The organism is Streptomyces zagrosensis (genome assembly GCF_014203645.1).
GTDB classification, from domain to species: Bacteria; Actinomycetota; Actinomycetes; order Streptomycetales; family Streptomycetaceae; genus Streptomyces; species Streptomyces zagrosensis.
The window spans coordinates 11,590-29,303 of the sequence record NZ_JACHJL010000005.1; the positions used below are offsets into that span (position 1 = coordinate 11,590).

At 71.2% G+C, this 17,714-nt stretch carries 11 protein-coding genes; 2 read left to right on the forward strand and 9 right to left on the reverse strand.

Annotation, left to right across the window (positions count from 1 at the left end):
• Positions 1–5: 5 nt before the first annotated feature.
• Both FHS42_RS11330 and FHS42_RS11335 read right to left on the reverse strand, forming a co-directional pair.
• Complete coding sequence (locus FHS42_RS11330; RefSeq protein ID WP_184571703.1) at positions 6–422, reverse strand: roadblock/LC7 domain-containing protein; 417 nt, start codon at positions 420–422, stop codon at positions 6–8.
• Positions 419–3,076 carry a nitrate- and nitrite sensing domain-containing protein gene (locus tag FHS42_RS11335; protein WP_184571705.1) on the reverse strand — a complete coding sequence of 886 codons (2,658 nt, stop codon included), beginning with the start codon at positions 3,074–3,076 and terminating at the stop codon, positions 419–421. Before FHS42_RS11335 ends, FHS42_RS11330 begins: the two co-directional genes overlap by 4 nt.
• A 355-nt stretch (positions 3,077–3,431) precedes the next feature.
• Here FHS42_RS11335 and FHS42_RS11340 point away from each other — a divergent pair, with 355 nt between their 5' ends.
• A complete protein-coding gene (locus FHS42_RS11340) occupies positions 3,432–3,791 on the forward strand; it encodes a hypothetical protein (protein ID WP_184571707.1) in 360 nt (119 codons plus the stop codon).
• A 460-nt stretch (positions 3,792–4,251) separates the two neighbouring features.
• Here FHS42_RS11340 and FHS42_RS11345 read toward each other — a convergent pair whose 3' ends face one another.
• The 7 genes from FHS42_RS11345 to FHS42_RS11375 form a co-directional block, all read right to left on the reverse strand.
• Positions 4,252–9,552, reverse strand: coding sequence for a hypothetical protein (locus tag FHS42_RS11345; protein ID WP_184571709.1), 5,301 nt, complete (start codon positions 9,550–9,552; stop codon positions 4,252–4,254).
• A gap of 229 nt (positions 9,553–9,781) precedes the next feature.
• A complete protein-coding gene (locus tag FHS42_RS11350; protein ID WP_184571711.1) occupies positions 9,782–10,747 on the reverse strand; it encodes a hypothetical protein in 966 nt (321 codons plus the stop codon).
• A 235-nt stretch (positions 10,748–10,982) separates the two neighbouring features.
• Positions 10,983–12,515: a hypothetical protein gene (locus tag FHS42_RS11355; RefSeq protein ID WP_184571713.1), complete on the reverse strand. Its 1,533-nt coding sequence runs from the start codon at positions 12,513–12,515 to the stop codon at positions 10,983–10,985.
• A gap of 56 nt (positions 12,516–12,571) precedes the next feature.
• A complete protein-coding gene (gene pcp / locus FHS42_RS11360) occupies positions 12,572–13,363 on the reverse strand; it encodes a pyroglutamyl-peptidase I (protein WP_184571714.1) in 792 nt (263 codons plus the stop codon).
• A 324-nt stretch (positions 13,364–13,687) separates the two neighbouring features.
• Positions 13,688–14,656 (reverse strand): DUF979 domain-containing protein, encoded by a 969-nt coding sequence (locus FHS42_RS11365; RefSeq protein ID WP_184571716.1) that lies wholly within the window; start codon positions 14,654–14,656, stop codon positions 13,688–13,690.
• The gene (locus tag FHS42_RS11370; RefSeq protein ID WP_184571718.1) at positions 14,653–15,363 is read right to left on the reverse strand and encodes a DUF969 domain-containing protein; all 711 of its coding nucleotides are present in this window, start codon (positions 15,361–15,363) and stop codon (positions 14,653–14,655) included. The genes FHS42_RS11365 and FHS42_RS11370 overlap by 4 nt, the downstream gene beginning before the upstream one ends.
• Before the next feature lie 338 nt (positions 15,364–15,701).
• Positions 15,702–16,409, reverse strand: coding sequence for a GntR family transcriptional regulator (locus FHS42_RS11375; protein ID WP_184572355.1), 708 nt, complete (start codon positions 16,407–16,409; stop codon positions 15,702–15,704).
• A 485-nt stretch (positions 16,410–16,894) separates the two neighbouring features.
• Here FHS42_RS11375 and FHS42_RS11380 point away from each other — a divergent pair, with 485 nt between their 5' ends.
• The gene (locus tag FHS42_RS11380) at positions 16,895–17,674 is read left to right on the forward strand and encodes a LamB/YcsF family protein (RefSeq protein ID WP_184571720.1); all 780 of its coding nucleotides are present in this window, start codon (positions 16,895–16,897) and stop codon (positions 17,672–17,674) included.
• Positions 17,675–17,714 lie beyond the last annotated feature (40 nt).

Below are 17,714 nucleotides of genomic sequence, written 5' to 3' on the forward strand. Positions count from 1 at the left end.
CCCCATCACCCACTGGACCGCGGAGCGGTGCCGAGGTGGGTGCCGACCCGCTTGACCAGCAGTGTCATTTCGTACGCCACCTGGCCGACATCGGAGTCGGCATCGGCGAGCACGGCCAGACAGCTACCGTCACCGGCTGCGGTCACGAACAGGAACGCGTCATCCAGCTCCACGATGGTCTGCCGGACCCGGCCGACCTCGAAGTGCCGGCCAACGCCCTTGGCGAGGCTGTGGAATCCGGAGGCGACAGCCGCCAGATGCTCGCCGTCCTCCCGCGTCAAGTCCCGTGACGCACCGGTCGGCAATCCATCGCCGGACAGCACGAGTGCCTTACGGATGCTTCCCACCCGCTCGACCAACTCATCGAGCAGCCAGCTCAGCTCGCTCGATGGCCTCGGCGCGGCGTTGAATGGTGCGGTCATCGACCGTCCCCCTCCCATGTCGTTCCTGGTGCTGTGCCCGCCGGGCCATTGGAGTCGGCGGAGGTGGTGTGCTGCTGCCGGCCGCGCTGCCAGCCGCGCTGGAGCGAGGCCATCTTGGCCCGCGCCATCTCGGCATCGCGCTGGGTATCCGACTCGTCCGGCTGCGGTTCCGGCTCCGCCTGGGGGGCGGGTTCTTTTTTGAGCTGCGGGGCGAGGCTGGCTTGCCTCACCCGGCGTGGAAGACCGCCGGCAGCGGTCGGCGGGGCAATCCTGGGCGCCGGCTGCACGGGGCGCTGCACCGTGAGCGTCGGGTCCGGGTCGGGCACCGGCTCGACGGATCGAGTCGGCTGACCTGTGCCTTGCCGCGCGTCGCGGCCCGATCGCGGGTTCTCCACCGGGCGTCCATGGTCCGACACCAGGACGGGGTGCCTGCGGCGGGGCAACACCAACGGCTCCTCCGAGTGCGGCTGGCCGTCAGCGGCCTGCTGGTGCTCGGATGCGGGCGTGCCGTCCTGCGTGGGGTGCGGCGCGCCGCGGCCGCGGAACCAACCGCCTTCCACGTCGTCGGGCTCTTCGTCGTCGAACGGGGTGATCGCTGCCTCCAGTTCGACCGGTCCGTCCAGCGGGTCGTTCTCCAAGGCGCGGGCGTGCTTGCCCTTGCGCCCGCCTGCTCCCTGACCGATGGCGGCCAGGCCGGTCTCGGAGGGGCGCAGCTTACGGGTGTCCTCGCCGGACGGCTCGTTGCCCTGCTCGCCCTCGCCCTCGGAGAGCAGCGTGGCGGGGATGAGTACGACCGCGGTGGTGCCGCCGTACGGGGAGGGCTGTAGTGAGACCCGCACGCCCTGCCGCTGGGCGAGGCGGCTGACGACGAACAGGCCCAGCCGGTCGGTGTCGGACAGTTCGAAGTCGCGGGTTTCCGCGAGCCGGAGGTTCGCCTCAAGCAGCGCGTCGGGTGCCATGCCCAGGCCCCGGTCGTGGATCTCCAGGGTGAAGCCGTTGGAGACTCGTTCGCCATGCACCTGTACGGCGGTGTGCGGCGGTGAGAAGACGGCCGCGTTCTCCAGGAGTTCCGCGATGAGGTGCGTGAGGTCGGCGACTGCTGGGCCGTTCACCGCGAGGCGCGGGAGTCGGCGTACCTCTATTCGCTCGTAGTCCTCGACCTCGGCGACCGCCGCGCGCACCACGTCCATCAACTGGATCGGCTTGCGCCACTGCCGGGAGGGTGCCGCGCCGGAGAGGATGACCAGGCCTTCGGCGTGCCGCCGCATGCGGGTGGTCATGTGGTCCAGGCGGAAGAGGTCGGCGAGCTCGTCGGTGTCCTCGGTGCGCCGCTCCATGGCGTCGAGCAAGGTGAGCTGGCGGTGCAGCAGAACCTGGTGGCGGCGGGCGAGGTTGACGAACACCTCGGAGACGCCGCGCCGCATGTCGGCCTGCTTGACCGCGGCTTCGACGGCCGCGCGCTGGAGGGTGTTGAGGGCCTGGCCCACCTGCCCCATCTCGTCGCCGCCGTATTCCAGACGTGGCGACTCGGCTTCCACGTCCACCTGCTCACCGGCGGCCAGCCTGCGCATGACGCTGGGCAGGCGCACGCCGGATACCTCGTGGGCGTCCTTACGGAGCCGCTGGAGGTCGCGGATGAGGGTGCGGCCGATGCGGATGGAGACGAACAGCGAGGCGAGCAGGGCGAGGAAGCCGAGCACACCGGCGCCGCCGGCGCGGAGCATGACCCGCATCGCCTCGGGGCGCACGGCGTCGTCCTCGTAGCGGTCGGTGTACTCCTTGCCGAGGCGGTTGTAGTCATCTAGCGAGGGGTTGACCGCCGCTTCCCAACGCTTGCGGTCCACGACCTCAAGGGTGCGGGCGGGGCCCGCGTTCTGGATGGCGTTCTCGGCGTTGTACAGCGCCTCGGGGGCGGCTGACGTACGCCGATAGTCCTGGATGATCTTTTGTTCCTTGACCGGCAGCACCGGGAGGTTCGTGGCGTAGATCAGGTCGCGCTCGGCGCGTAGGTCCGCCATCTTGCGCAGGTCGCGCCAGTTGATCTTCTTCGCCGTGACGCCAGCGGCGTACAGGGCGTCTTCACGAGCCAGCGCCTCACGTGCACGGATCATCGCGACAATGGCGCGGCCGTGCTTGTCGATGTCGGCGTTGGGCACGGTGTGTAGGGCGTAACGGAAGTTGTATACGCCGTCCACCAGGAAGTTGTACTTCTCGAACGCGCTGTCCCGGGTGATGGAGTTGTTCTCCACCTTGCCGCGTAGCTCGCCTAGGCCCTTGGTGCTGTCGAGGAACGTGGCCAGTTGATTCTCCGAGTCGGAGTTCATGCTGTCCCGCGTGTCCTCGCTGCTCGCATTGTCGCGCAGCTTGTCCAGGACCGTGTCCGTGTCGTGCTGCCGCTCGCGCAACTGGGCGAGGGCGCTGGAATTGCGATCTGCGAGATAGACGAGCGTCTGCCGACGCTCCTTCTGGATAGCCTGCACCGCGTCTTCTGCCGGCGCACCGACCTTGTCGATGACATCGGCCGCGTCCATCAGCTGGATGGCCTCACGACTGGTGATCACTGTAGCGAAGGCCCAGATTGCCGTCAGTGAGACGAGCGGCACCAGCAACAGCGCCACGATCTTCCGGCGGATCGACTTACCGCGAAAGCGCATGGCCTCCCTAACGTCAACCCCGCGGAGGCGGGGGATGTTCCGACAACAAGCGGCGCGAGCCTACTACTGCCGCGTGACCAACTCGAAGACGAGTCCAGCCGCTGACGAGACATCAGGTGCGCCCTTGATCACGGGTTGTCCGCTGTTGCCCCGACTTTTCAGCTAGCACCGTGGCGACCGCGCTCCCACGAATGACAGAACTCTGCCAGTCTTCCGTGGCTGGAAACGCACTCGCTCTAGGGAACCTTCGTTCATCGTCATACGTGATCCAAGGGGGGCCTGGGCGGAATACGGGCCGTTGTCCCTCTTTTCGGAGCACGTGATCCGGGCAGCCATGGGGAGGGGGGAGAGGTTGATGGAAAAGAATCGCGACATACCGCAAGAACGGCCTCAGTCCTTGTGGGCGGAGGAGCTCGCGCGCCGCCCTCGGTTGCCCGACCCGGTGCGTACGGCGGCCGTTCGCGCCGTCATCATCATCGCGTTCACGCTGGTCCAGGCGATGATGGCGGTCCTGTGCACCTTCGCTGAATCATGGTTCGCCTTCCCCATGGTGCTCAGCTCCATAGCGAGTACCGTGGTGGCTACTTGGGGAGTGCTCGACGTCTGGGTGACCCGTCAGGTGTGGAAGCAGCGCAATGGTGTGATCTCAGTGCCGAGCAGTTCCGCGCGCGAGTTGCGCCGGCTGCGGCGGTCCGAGCGACTGTCGGGCGTGTGAGCCCTTTCCTTCTCGCACTGTTCATTCTTCCGTTCCGCTTCGTCGGGCGCTGTGGCGAGCCACTGGGGAACGTCCGGCCTGGTCAGGTCCGCGTTATACGGGGGCGTGGCACGTGGCGGTGCGGCAGACCCAGTGCGGGCGAGCAGGCACGCGAAGGTCTGCGAGTTCGCCGCAGAGCGCAGGACCCGCCTCATGAGCGCCAGGCCGCTCGGGCCCGGGCACGGGCCTGGGCGGGGGCCGGACCCGCGCGAGCGCCACGGCCCGCGGGGCGGGCGATACGGCGGCCGAGGCACACGGGGGCGCGCTCGGACCGCCTCGATTCTTACGTGCCCCTACTTCACGACCGTCCCGCCCTTCAAACGGCCTTTTATCAGCCACATGACGCGGTTCCCGGGAGGCGGGTTCCCGTTGCATCGTTTTCCGACGAACTGCCCGTGATCGCCGTATAGCGGCGGGGGGTTCACAGCGGCCTTTGCGGGGCGGCGGGTGCGGCGTTGGCCGCACCGCCTGACGTAGCCGGAGCCGGCTTCTGCGGACCGGCTGGGAGGGGTTCGGGGGCCTCTGGTTCGGGACGGCGGAACATGCGGGTTGCGGTGATCTCGCCGTGTACCTGCTCCGCGCCGGCGTCCACTGCGGGCAGACCGGGGCGCAGATGTTCCTCGACGCTGATGTACTTCAGCCCGGCCCGCAGGTCGGCGTCGTTGCGCAACCGAATGACCAACGGGAACTCGGCGAGGGCCGTGGTGTCGAACAGACCTGTCGTGTAGAGGAGCTGCACACCGAGCGCGTCGGCGACTGCCCGCTGAAGTTCGAGGAGGTAGGTGGCGTTGGCGCGGCCGATGGGGTTGTCGAGGAACAGCGTGCCCGCGTGCCGGTGCTTGTCGCGGCCCCGGTCATTGCTGCGTAGCGCCGCCATCGTGCAGTACAGCGCGATGGCGGCGGTGAGCAACTGGCCGCCGGAGAACACATCGCCCATCTGCCCGACCGGCACCCGCTCGGCCCGCAAGACCGCGTCGGGCTTGAGGATCTCCACGGCCACGCCGCGCGGCTGGAGCGCCGCGTGCACGCCCCGCAGCAGCAGCGACATGCCGTCTCTGCGCAGGTCGGAGTTTTTGCGTACGGCCGCGCGCGTGGCCTCGTCGATGACCTCGCCGAGCTGCTCACTGAGCGCAGCCTGATCGGGGTCGTCGAAGCGGATGCGCAGGAATTCCTGCCCCGACCACTCCCCCAGGCCCTCCGGCAGCCGGGACAGCCGCTGAGCGGAACGCAGCGTCGCCAGGCAGGAGTCCACCAGCCCACGCAGCCGGTCGATGATGCTGTCCCGGTTGCGCTCAAGCTGTTCCAGCTCGTCGGTCAGTACCCGCAGCCGGGGCGCGAACGCCTCGGCCCAAGCCGCCGCGTGCTCCGGCAGCGCAGCCGCGGGTAGCTCCCTGATCTGCTGCCGGGCAGGAGTGCGCACCTGTTCGTAGCGGGTGGCGTTGGCATGCCGTACGAGGATGTCACTCGCCTCACGGACCGCCGCGTCGGCCGCCGACAGGTCGCCTGCGCAGCCGCGCAGCGAGCGGCGGGCCTCGGCTGCGGTCTGCCGGGCCTGCTCGAAGGTCCCTGGGAACGGCTCGGGCTCGGCGGTCTCCTCATCGACGCCACCGCGCGAATGCTCGCCGTCCTCGGCCGTGGAGCCTCGGATGAGGTCGCGCAGCAAGGCTCCGGTCTCCTCGAAGCCGCCTGCCGCGTCCTCCGCGGCCCGGTGGGCACGCAGCAACTCGGCGTGTGCCGTGCGGGCGCTTTCCAACGCATCCGTATGGGCGCTCAGTTCGCTCGTGGCGGTGCGCAACAGCTCCTTCGCTTGCTCGGCGTCGGCAGGAACGAGTCCCTCGGGCAGTTCGGTGTGTACGTCCCCGTCAGCCGGCGCGTGTCGCTCGGCCTCGCCGCGCAGCCTGCCGAGGTGTTCGCTGGCCGCCGATGCGCGGGACTCCAACATCTGCACCAGCGCTTCGGCGCGCGCGGCAGCCGCCTGGCGGGAGGGCCCATCGGCGCCGTCGGTGCCTTCAAGGAGCTGGGCGGCGCGGGTGCGGACCTTGTTGGTGAGACGCTCCAGGGCAGCGAGCCCGGCGCTCTCCTCGCTTTCCGCGCGAGCCTGTTCGGCACGCAGGTCAGCGCCCACGCCGACCTTCTCGTAGAGCTGTGACGCGGCCCGGTACGCCTCGCGCAGCGCGGGCAGCGATGCGGTGGGCTCAGCACTGCGCCGCGTACCGTCGGGGTCGTTGCCGGGATCGGACTCGCCCGCGCCCGGGGCCGAGTCGGCGTCCTTGGCCGCGGCGGCGGCGGTGGGGTCGTCGGCCCCAGCGATCTCCGCGCGCTCGGCGCGTAGGGCACGGGCCGTGCGGTGCGCGTCGTCGGCGGCGCGCTGGGCCGCACGCCGGTCCTCGTCGGCTGCGCGCGCCCGGTCCACGCAGGCGGCGGCCCGCTCGTCGGCCTCGGCTGCCTCGGCTGCCTCGGCTGCCAGTTCACGCAGCCTGGACTGCCAGTTCGCGCGTTCACGCAACCGAAAGGCGAGCCCGGCCAGCGCGTCGGCGACACGGCGGGCGCGCTGCGCCGCCTCCTGCCGCTCGTCGCGTACCCGGGCTGCCTCGGTGGCCAGCTCGTCGGCCTCGGCGCGCGCGGCGTGCGCCTGCGCGAGTTCTCGGCGCGCGGTCTCGGCCACCTCTTGCGCCGCGGTCATCGCCGCGGCGAGTTCGGCGAGGCGGCCGGGAGGGCAGCCGGTGCGCCACGAGGAGAGCCGGGCGGCCAAGGCCCGGTCGCCGGACAGTCGGGCGGCCAGCGTTCTGATGTCCTCGTCGCGAGCGATGGCGCGGGCTCGACGTGTCTGCCGTTCGTCGTCGGCTGCCCGTTCGTCGTGCATCGCGGGGTTAGGCGGTACGAGGAAGACGCTGCTGTCCTGCGCGCCCGGCCCGGGAGTGGGCGCGAGCAAGGCGGCGGCCGTGCCCACGGCGACGGCCGAGCGGGGCAGCAGCGAGGCCGATGCGAGCACATCGCGGGCGCGCGCGTGCGTGGCAGGGTCGGTGATGATGACGCCGTCCACCAGTTCGGGGCGCGCGGCGAGTACGGCGGAGTGGTCTGCGGGATCGACTGCCTGCGCGAGGTAACGCCAGCCGGGAAGCGCGGGGACGCCGTGTTCGCCGAGGTACTCGACGGCGGCGAGCACATCGGGGCCGGGTGGCAGCAGGCCGCCGTCGCCCAGGGCGCCCAGGATGCGCGCATCGTCGGCGGCGGCCGTCCGCAGCTCGAAGAGCTGGCGCTCGGCGGTGGCGACGCTGTCGTCGAGGAGTTCGCGCAGCGCGTCGGCGTTGCGGTCGAGTTCCACGGCGCTGAGCGGGGCGCTGTCGCGCGCGTGCGGTGCGCCATGGGCCTGGTCGCCGGTCCGGGCGGACCCGGCGGGCCGCGCGGCTGCGGTGGTGCTCGCGTCGAGGCCGGCACCGGCGTCGGTGGGCGCTCCGTTGGCGACGTCTTGTGCATGGGCCGATTCGGGTGTCCCGGGCGAGGCCGGGGCTGTGTCTGCTGGTGCGTCGGCGGCTGTGGGCGGCGCGGGCTCGGCTGGCTCGGCTGGCTTGGTTGACTTAGCGGGCTCGACGCGGTGGGGCGCTCTCGCGTCGGGGATGCGGGCTGTGGCGGACATGCCGTGCGCCGACGCAGCCGATGCGTCGTGCGTGCCCCGGGCGGTGGCCGCGCGCTGGACGTCCTGCTTGGGCTCGGGAGCCGATGCGGGGGCGGAGGCCGCGTCCGAGCCCGGTGCGGCGGCCGGTGTGCCGGGCTCGCCCGTCCCGGCGTTGTCGGCCGCTGCTGCGGTGGTGCCGCGGCCGGTTCGCGGGGCCGGCACGGTGGTTGTCGTCGTCTGGGGCAGACCGAGCAGTTCCACCAGGCGTTGCTCGGAGCCGAGCGACTCGGCGGCGCGGCGCTCCACGTCGTAGCTCGACTGGGCGGCGCGGGCGGCGTCCGCGGCGCGGGCCGCCGCGAGTTCGGCACGGCTGTGCTCCACGCTCGCCTCGCGCGCGCGGTCGGCGGTCGAAGTGGCGCTCTCGCGGGCGCTCTCCCACTGGGCCGCGACGGCCTTCTCGGCGTCGCTCGCGGTGAGCGCGGCGCGCGCCGGGTCGGCGTCGGGGGCGGAGTCGTCGAGCCAGCCGGCCCGTACCGCTTCGGCTGTCTCCTGCTCGACCTCGACCAGCCGCTGGCGCAGGTGCTCCGCCTCGCTACGGGCCCGCTGGGCCGCGGTCGCGGCCCCGGTGGCGTCCCGGTGCGCTGCTTCGCCCGTCTCCTGGAGCGCGGCCGACCGCTCTTCTTCCTCGGCCGCGACGCGCTCCCCCGTCTGGGCGGCGGCGTGCAGGGCCCGTACGAGGTCGGTGGCGGCCTTGGCGCGGGCGGCGAGCGCCGGCGCCGCGTCCCGTTCTGCCTCGCGGATCGCGGCGGCTACGCGCACCGAGCGGTCGGCGGCGGCGCGGTGCCGCAGGACGGTCTCCGCGGCCTGCCAGGCGGCGTGCAGCGTCCTGGCATCGGCCAGCTCTCGCCGCTGGGCCGCGGCGCCCTTCTCGGCCGCGGCCAGGGCCAACGAGGCGTGCCGGTAGGCGAGTTCCGAGGCGACCAGGGAGCTGCGACCGCGCTGGCGTTCGGCCTCGGTGACCGCGTGTGCGGCGGCGGTGACCTGCTGGGCGAGGTCGGCGGCGCGCTCGCGCTCGCTCGTGCCGCGGGCCATGAGCCGGTGGGCGAGGCCGCGCGTGCGCCGCTCGGCCCCGGCGTGGACGTCGCGGGCCCGCGCGCGGTCTTCGGCCGCCTCGCTGATCCGGGTCAGCAGGTCGAGCGAGCCGGCCGTGAAGTCCCGTTCCGCCGTCAGTTCGGCGCGCCGGCCCAGCTTGTGCGCGAAGCCGTGGACTAGGTCGGCCAGGCCATCGGTGTCTCGGGTGTCGGTGACGGCACGCAGCAGCAGGTCGGTGAAGTCGGAATCGTTCTTCACCGCGAACAGACCGGCGGCCTCGCCCTCGTCGGCGTTCATCTCGCGCTGGTAGCGGAAGAGTTCGGGGTCAAGGCCAAGGTCGCCGAGGTGTTCGTTCCAGCGCTCGTGGATCTCTTCCCAGGTCACTTCGAGATGCGGATAGACCTTGGTTGCTTCGGTGATGGCGTCGCGGAAGCCCTTCATGGTGCGGCGGCGGCCCCTGGCGCCGGAGCCGCCGGCGGTCTCGGGCCTGACGAGGCCCTCCACCAGGGGCCGCATCGCGGTGGACTCGGCGACCGGCAGCGAGTCCAGGCTGAGACCCGGTCCTGGTCGGAAGGAGTACCACGCCTCCGCGAACTTGCGTGGGTCGCCCGACACTTGGCGCCCTCGCCACTCGCTGACCTTGCCGACCACCACCGTTTCGCCGGTGACCGTGTGCTGCCATTCCAAGGCGACATGGCCGCAGTCGTCGGCCAGCAGGAACTTGCGCAGCACTCCGGAGCTGGCGCCGCCCAGGGTGTTGCGGTGTCCTGGCAACATCACGGAGAAGATCAACTTCAGCAGGACGGACTTGCCGCCGCCGTTTTCCAAGAAGAGCACGCCCGCGGGCGCCGGGCGGCGGGGCGGTCCGACCGGGTCCTCCTGGAAGAACTCCGCCTGGGCAGGCGCGGGGCTTGGCACCGGCTCGCCGACTCCGCGCAGGTCGAGCATGGTGTCGGCGTAGCGCGCACCGGCTGGCCCGATGGAGTAGAGGCGGACCCGGGACAGCTCGTACATGGCGGACTCTCGTGGTGTGGTGGGCGGAACAGTGGTGGAATGCGGCGCTGTTGGGGGCGTTGTCGGCGGCAGCGGTACGGCGCACCGGCGCGGGCGGGCCGCGCGTCCGTCAGCGGCGCCCGGATGCGGGCGGCACGGCGGGATGTGCCGTCAGCGGCATCCGTCCAGCGGCACCCGTCAGGGCGGATTGCAGGGGCCGCCGGCCAGGGCCGGTTGCCGAGCTGGCCGGTCAGGACGGGCCGCGTTGATCGGCGTAGAACGGCAGGCCCGCGTCGGCGACCAGGTCGAGGTCATGGTTCTCCAAAGGTGGCAGCAGGGTGGCGTTCCCGTCTCCTACAGGGACAACGCCCAGCTCCAGTAGTTCGGTCATGGCCGCGCTGCCCGCCATGTCGCGGACCTGGAGTTGGTAGCGGGCCGTGGTGCGGTACGCGCCGCCGGCGTCGTCGCCGGTGCGCTGGAGGAACCCGGAGTCAACGAGGAAGGCGACGGCCTTGCCGACGATGCCGGTGGTGGAGCCGGCGAGCCGTCTCGCGTCCTTGGTGGCGCCGGTGGCGCTGCGTCTGGCGTACACCCGCCAGGCCGCCTCCAGGCCGGGGGCGTCGGTGGCCGGATCGGTGTTCTCGCCTGCTTCCGCGGCCCGTTCCTCCAGGCGGCGGCATGCCTGGCGGACAAACCCGTCGATGCCGTTGACGGTGACACGGCCGATGTAGCCGTCGTCGGACAGGTCTTCCGGGCGCGGGAAGGCCATCGCGGCGACGGCGAGGTGGGCGAGCCCGTGCAGAAATCGGTCGGCCGAATCGGGCGCGGCACGCTTGGCGTAGTCGCCCATGCGCACGGCGAACACCGAGTCCTCGGCGGCGGTCACTGCCATGCCCGCGCGAGTGGACACCTCCAGGACGACGAGCCCGAGCCCGGCGGCGATGGCGTCGGTGAGGCGGGCGAAGGCGGGGTCATCGCGGTGGCGGCGCAGCAGTTCGCCGTACTCGATGTCGCGTGCGGGCAGCAGCTTGGGCTGGAGTCCGAAGGAGACCAGCCGTGCGGCGTCGGCCGCGTCGGCGGGTGTGACACCAGCGTTGGCGTGCGCGACGGTTCCGTGCGGCTGGCTGCTGCCGGCTGTGCTTCGGCCGGGGTCATCCGCCTCGGACGCGAGGTCTCGCTCCGGCTGCGCGCCGTCGTCGGTGCGGTACTCGGTCACGGTTGGTGCTCCTCGAAGTGAACGGGGTCCGCCGGTGAGGCGGGGTCAGCGCGGCGCCGCAAGCCCATGGGGTGTGGCCCCTCCGCAGCGTGCCAACACGACGCGCGATGCGCGGGGCGCCCATGGCTCAAGAAACTCAAGGGGTGCGGGGCGGCGCCGTGCCGAATCGGCGGCGTGGATATCCGGCGCAGCGGGTGGCCGCCGTGCGGCGGCGCACGGCGCAGCTCGATGCGCATCACACCCCCTCCGTACGGCCGGCGGCCATGCCCACCGCATCCAGGAGGGCGGTGCCGACGATGAGGTCGGCGCCACCGAACTCCTCGTCGTCGAGCTCCGTGCCGTCGTCCACGGCGAAGAGAAGGCGCTCTTCGCCCTGCCGGTAGGCCGTGCCGACCGGCGGGCTCGCCGCGTGTACGGCGAGCAGGGCGACCAGGTAGGGCAGCGCCGGGTCGCGGCGACGGGCCTCGGCGAGCAGCCCGGATAGCCGCCGCGGCGCGTCGGGCGGCAGTTCGAGGAGGTCCATGGCCGAGGCGAGTTGCTCCTCGCTGAAGCGGTTGTCGTCCGGCGTGGCGATGAGGTCGGGCTCGGGCATCTCGGCGCCCAGGTGCTCCCGTTCGAGCGGCGGCGTCAACAGCAGGTCCACCAGGTCCCCGACCCGCACGGCGGTGGGTGTGCGCAGTCCGGTGCCGCGGGCGAAGAACGCGTCGGTGACGCGGATGGCGCGCTCCACGGGCAGCGGCAGCAGCGGCGCGATGAGTTGGCCGTAGAGGTCGATGCCGGCGTGGGCGGTGGGCGGTGCGAACGCCTGTCGGTCCTGTTCCGCGCGGAACATCGGTCCCGCGTCGAGGAGTCGGGACTGCAACTGTGTGTGGCGCCGGATGCAGTCCTTGACGATGTCCACCAGCTCGGCGGCCTGCCGCTTGTGGTCGGGGCCGCGCTGGTCAACCGCCTCGTCTCGGGCCTTGCGAATGTTCGTCAAGATCGCGTTCTCATGGCGGTACCGGTCGGCGATGTGGTCGAGCGCCTCGGCGATCATGTCGGGGACGGCACGCAGCCAATCAACGGCCCGCACGTTACGCCGGGTGGCCTCCAGGGTCTTACGCAGCGCCTCCGCGTACTGCACGGTGCGGTAGCGGGCTTGTTCGGCGGCGAGTTGCGCGTCCGCGAGCCGGCCGCGGCTGATCAGCACCTCCAGCTTGACCTCGGCGGCGATCTGCGCGCTGGTGACATCCGTATCGAGGGCGCCGACCAGGACGTTCACCGCCTCGTCGGTGGTGCGCAGATAGACCGTGCCGCCCGGCCCGGGGACTTCCTCGATGAGCTTGAAGTCGTAGTCCCTGCGCACATAGGCGCCGTCCTGGCCGAACGTGCCGTACACCGCACGGAAGCCGCGATCCACGCTACCCACGTTGATCAGGTTCTCCAGGACCCAGCGCGCCACCCGCTCGTGCTCGGCAGCGGGCCGCGTGGGGGTCTGGGCTGCGACCCTGGGCAGCAACCTGGCCACTATCTGCTCATGGTCGGCGCCGGTGTCGAAGTCCATGGTCAGCGTGACCAGATCGATGGCGGCGAGCGCCACCTCCGCCATCGCGTATCCGCTGTACTCCCCCGCCAGGTTGGCCTTGCGCACATCGAGGTCGTGCAGCGGCGCGGTGCAGGCGAGCGCGCGCAGCCGCCGGGCCAGGCCCTCATCGGCGGCCGGGCCCGGGGCTGGCCTCGATGGGCCACTGAGCTGGGGCGTAGCAGCCCCCGGGGGTGGAGAAGTCACGTCGCACAGAGTAGGCGGTCGCACTGACAACGGACGAAACGGCACGGAGTGGCCGGTCAGTGGGTGGCGCCGCCCACAGCCCGTAGGTCCGGGGCGCCGACTACCGCCGTGGCCACGATCGCCCGCAGGGCCGCGGCGCCGCTGGCGGCCGGCAGCGCGGGGGCGGCGCGGTCGAGCACCTGCTCGGGCGCGTACGGGACGTGGACGAACCCGCCACGCAGGGTGGGGCGTTCGGTGGCGATGAGGTGCATGAGCCCGTAGAAGACGTGATTGCAGACGAAGGTGCCGGCGGTCTGCGACACGCTGGCCGGCACCCCGGCCTCGCGCGCGGCAGCCACACACGCCTTGACGGGCAGCGCGGCGAAGTAGCCGGCGGGGCCACCGGGGATGACGGGCTCGTCGATCGGCTGGGCGCCCGCGTTGTCTGGAATGCGCGCATCGTCCACGTTGATTGCCAGGCGTTCGACGGTGATATCCGTACGGCCGCCCGCCTGCCCTACGCACAGCACCACATCGGGGTCGGCCGCCTCGACGGCCGCGTGGAGCGCGTCCAGCGCGGCGCCGAAGACACAGGGGAGTTCGGCCGTGTGGAACTCCACGCCGGCCAGCGGCTCCTTAACGGCGAGTTGCACCGCCGTCCAGGAGGGATTGACCGGTTCACCACCGAATGGCTCGAACCCCGTCAGCAGCACCCTCCGTGGCCAGGCCGCGCCCTCTCCTACTGCCGACAGATCAGCGATACCCGTACCCGTACGAGCGATGTCGATGGGCGTCACGGTGCCGTTGCTCGCAGCGGGCGGGACGAGGCCGAGCGGTGCGGGGTGCGGCTCGTTCGCGGAAGGGGTCATGGGGCGTTGCCTCACTCATCAGGGCTCAGCAGGACGGGGGCGCGATGAACGCGCCGTGCTGCGGGTGGGGTGGGGGGCCTGGCAGGGGTGCGGGGGGGGCGCCCTGGTTTGGGGCGCGTACGGCTCTTTGCTATGGGTGGGACGCTGGGGCTGTCCCACCCATCAGAGTGCCGACGCGATCAGGATGCCTGCGCGACGACGGTGCGAACGGTGCGATCAAGGCGACGGGGGCCGGCCGGGCACCGGGGCCACTGGGAAGCGCCGGCTGGTCGTCCGCGGTACGCCCGTGGAGCGCTGGCGGGGCGTCCGCGGAGCGCTGACAGGTCAAAACGCCACCACGGACATGATCGCGATGTTGCATCCGAGCAGTATGACGGCGGTGGGCAGTTGGGCCTTGATCGGTCCGTACTGGTCTTTGAGCTCAAGCAGCGCGGCGGGCACGATGTTGAAGTTGGCGGCCATCGGCGTCACGAGGGTGCCGCAGAAGCCCGCCAGCATGCCGATGGCGAGGACCGCTGCTGCGTTGCCATCGGCCTGTTCGATGAGGACCGGCCAGCCGACCGCCGCGGTCATCACGGGGAACGCGGCGAACGCGTTGCCCATGATCACGGTGAACAGGAACATGCCGATGCAGTACACGGCCACGGCCAGATAGAGGGAGTCCTCCGGCAGCGCCTTGGTGGTGAGTTCGCCGACCTCCTCGCCAACGCCCGAAACGGAGAAGATGGTGCCAAGGGTGGCGAGCATCTGCGGCAGCAGCATCGCCCAGCCCATTGCCTCCAACATCGAGCGCCCGGCGTGCACGGGGGTGGCGATCCGCTTCTCGCGCAGCATCACCATGCCCACGACCAGCGCGGTGATGGCGCCGATACCCAGGCCCAGGATGGTTTCGCTGCCCTTTTGCAGCACGGGCTCGCCGCCGATGGACAGCTTCTTCACCCCGACTGCGCAGGCCATGGCGACCAGCGGGATGGTGAGGGCGGGCACAAAGAGCCGGTTGCCCAGGCGTGCGGCACTCGCCGCGCGCTCCGCGCCGGTGGTGGTGCGTACGGTGCCCCGCCCGGTGAAGCCGAAGCCCGCGAGGGCGGCCATCGCCAGCACGGCGGCGCCCAGCGGCTCGGCCGGGGCACGGTGGTCCACAACCCAGGAGCTGTAGACGAAGCCCGCGCCGATCAGTCCCCAAAACGCTGCGGTGCCCAACCGCTTGGGGTTGCTGCGGTCGGTGACCATCTGCGCGGCCATCACGAGGAAGATGGCCCCGACCAGCCAGTAGAACCACTCGGCCTTGATCACTTGACGGCCTCCGTGGCGGTCGGCTGGGTGGCGTTGGCGGTGAGCAGTTCGCGTTCCAGTTGGCGATCCAGGCGCAGCAGCCGCCAACCGTGCACGACAAAGGCACAGATCGCGGTCGGGATCGCCCACAGCGCCAGGTGCAGGGGTTCCAAATGGGTGTCGTAGGTCGTGTTCACGAAGCCGGTGATCAACAGGATCGAACCGACCGCGAGGAAGACGTCCTCACCGAAGAACAGGCCCACGTTGTCGGCGCTCGCGGAGAAGGAACGCACCTTCTCGCGGGCCTTGTCGGTCAGCGGTCCGTGGGCGCGTTCGGCGGCGCCCTCGGCCATCGGCGCCACCAGCGGGCGCACCGTCTGCGCGGGTCCGCAGACGCTGACCAGGCCGAGCGCCGCGGTGACCTGTCGCAGCAGGAGGTACAGGGCGAGGAAGCGCCCCGTGGTGAGCTTGGTGAACCGGGCGATCAGGCTGCGAGCCTGTTCCTGGAGGCCGTAGCGCTCCAGGAGGCCGATGACAGGCAGCGTGATGGCGAAGATCGTCACTGCCCGGCTTGAGGCGAAGCCGTCGCCGAAGGCGGCGAGCACCTCGCGCGGCGACAGGCCGCCGAGTAGGCCGGTAACGATGCCGGCCACCCCTACGACCAGCAGGGGGTTGCGTCGAGTGGCGAATCCGATCACCACCACGAGGACGCCAAGGAGAACGAGCATGCGTCCGCCTTCCGCGTGGGACCCCACGGGGCGTGAGGAGAATGAACCGGAGGTTAGGCGATTGTTCAACGATCCGACAAGAGGGCGATACGAGTTTGCTGTCTGTGCTTATGCAGTCGCACTTCAGCCGCACCCCCGCCACGCCCCCGTACGCCCATCGCGCCCAGCCCGCGCAAGGGCTCCCACGCCTCCCGCGCGCCCCTTCGGCCCCACACCTGGCCCCGCCGTGATCCCCTTTGCGCACACCCGCCGCACACCCGCCGTCCGTACGCGCGCCCCGCTCGCCTGCGCAGCCGCACCGTTCGGACGCCCGGGACGATGCGGGCCTGCCGGCACCCTCAGCCGTCTGCCATCTGCTGCGCGTACGCCCCCGAGAGCTGGCTGCGCGAGTCCGCGAGATAGTCGGCGAGCAGGCTCTCCGCCGCTGCGCCGTGCCCGGCCTGCAAGGCCTCCACGATCTGCCTGTTGCGGGTCAGGTAGGGCGCATGGAAGCGGCGCGGGTCGGCCATCACATGAAAGACCAGTCGGAGTTCGGCGAGCACGCCCCGCATCAGGTCGTTCATCCGCGGGCTACCCGCTAGGGCGACAATGCCCTGGTGGAAGCGGATGTTCGCGGTGGCCAGGTTCTGCCAGGCCCGCCCCTGGGCGGCCTCCTCACCTGCGACGACGGCCGCCTCTATGGCCCGGATCGCCTCGTCGGCCTCAGCACCGTAGGGGGGCTCGCCGAGGCTGCGTACGGCCGCGCCCTCCACCAGCTCGCGCACCCGGTAGATGTCGCCGAGGTCCTCGACCGTCACCACGCGTACGAAGACTCCGCGATTGAGCTCATGCACGAGCAGACGTTCGCGGGTCAGCAGCCGGAACGCCTCTCTGAGGGTGTTGCGCGAGATGCCCAGGGCTCCTTTGATGCTGTCCTCGGACAGCCTCGTGCCCGGCGGGAAGAACCCCTCGGCGACCCGGTCGCGCAACACATCAGCCACGCGCTCCGCGGTACTGGTGCGCCCAAGGAGCAGCCGGTCGGTCTCCAGGCTGGACACATCGGCCATCGCCGCGAGCCGTTCGTCTGCCCCGTTCGTACCGTCCGCACCCTTCACAGCGTTCGCCCCGTGCACAGCGTTTGCAGCATCTGTAGCGTCTGCCATGTTGCTCTCCCTCACCCCGTGCGGCCACCCGCGCCCCGGCCGTCTGTGATCTCTTCAGCACGCCGGTGTCGCGTTCGGCGCGACAGAAGTCAAGCCGAGAAGCGAAGGTGAAACAACATTCTCTTGTCGGATCGTTCAACAATCGTCTACGTTGAGCTATGGCCGGTCGGCCCGACTGCACATCAGCGGAGAGTTCTACGGATACGGGTCGGGCGGTCCTGCGATTGTGCGACACCTCGCGCGCCGTACCGGGCCGCCGATGCGCCGACCACCGGCCGCTGGGCCCGCCGCGTAGCCCCGGCACTTCGGCAATGCGCACGCTCGACACCATTGACACGCCCAACACAACACCGCACGCCTGACCGGCCCGCATGCCTGAACGGACGGACATGACCGACGACGTGGACAACCTGCCGATCGACCTCAACGCCGATCTCGGGGAAGGCTTCGGCCGCTGGCACCTGACGGACGATGACGCGCTCCTGTCCGTCGTCACCAGCGCCAACGTGGCCTGCGGCTTTCATGCCGGTGATCCATCGACCATGCGGCGGGTATGCGAGCTCGCCGCCGAGCGCGGCGTGGTGATCGGCGCCCAGGTCTCCTACCGCGACCTGGCCGGCTTCGGGCGGCGCGCCATGGACGTACCGTCGCGTGAGTTGGCCGATGAGATCGCGTACCAGATCGGCGCTTTGGACGTGTTCGCCCGCGCCGCCGGCGTCCGGGTCGCCTACGTCAAGCCGCACGGCGCGCTGTACAACCGTTGCGTGCACGACGCGGAGCAGGCGGGCGCCGTGGTCGCGGGCGTGCGTTCGGCGAGTGACACTCCCTTGCCTGTGCTGGGCCTTCCCGACTCGCTTTTGCACGAGGCGGCCACGGCTGCCGGGTTGCCCACCGTCGCCGAGGCGTTCGCCGACCGTGCGTACACGGCGCATGGCACGCTGGTGCCGCGCGGAACCCCCGGTGCGGTCATCGACGATTCGGACACCGTGGTCAAGCGATCGCTGGCCATCGCCCGCGACCACGCCGTCACCTCCATCGATGGTGAGCGCGTCGAGGTCCGTGCACGCTCGCTGTGCCTGCACGGTGACACTCCGAGCGCCGCCGCACTCGCCCGGCGGGTGCGGTCGGAACTGACGGGTGCCGGGGTCCGCTTCCAGGCGTTCGCATGACGGACCAGGCCATCACGACGCATGACCCGCGCCAACCAAC

Excerpts from the sequence above, each read along its gene's own strand:
- FHS42_RS11345 (WP_184571709.1), bottom strand. The coding sequence starts at position 9,552 with ATGTACGAGCTGTCCCGGGTCCGCCTCTACTCCATCGGGCCAGCCGGT.
- FHS42_RS11335 (WP_184571705.1), bottom strand. The coding sequence starts at position 3,076 with ATGCGCTTTCGCGGTAAGTCGATCCGCCGGAAGATCGTGGCGCTGTTG.
- FHS42_RS11380 (WP_184571720.1), top strand. The coding sequence starts at position 16,895 with ATGACCGACGACGTGGACAACCTGCCGATCGACCTCAACGCCGATCTC.
- FHS42_RS11330 (WP_184571703.1), bottom strand. The coding sequence starts at position 422 with ATGACCGCACCATTCAACGCCGCGCCGAGGCCATCGAGCGAGCTGAGC.
- FHS42_RS11375 (WP_184572355.1), bottom strand. The coding sequence starts at position 16,409 with ATGGCCGATGTGTCCAGCCTGGAGACCGACCGGCTGCTCCTTGGGCGC.
- FHS42_RS11370 (WP_184571718.1), bottom strand. The coding sequence starts at position 15,363 with ATGCTCGTTCTCCTTGGCGTCCTCGTGGTGGTGATCGGATTCGCCACT.
- pcp (WP_184571714.1), bottom strand. The coding sequence starts at position 13,363 with ATGACCCCTTCCGCGAACGAGCCGCACCCCGCACCGCTCGGCCTCGTC.
- FHS42_RS11340 (WP_184571707.1), top strand. The coding sequence starts at position 3,432 with ATGGAAAAGAATCGCGACATACCGCAAGAACGGCCTCAGTCCTTGTGG.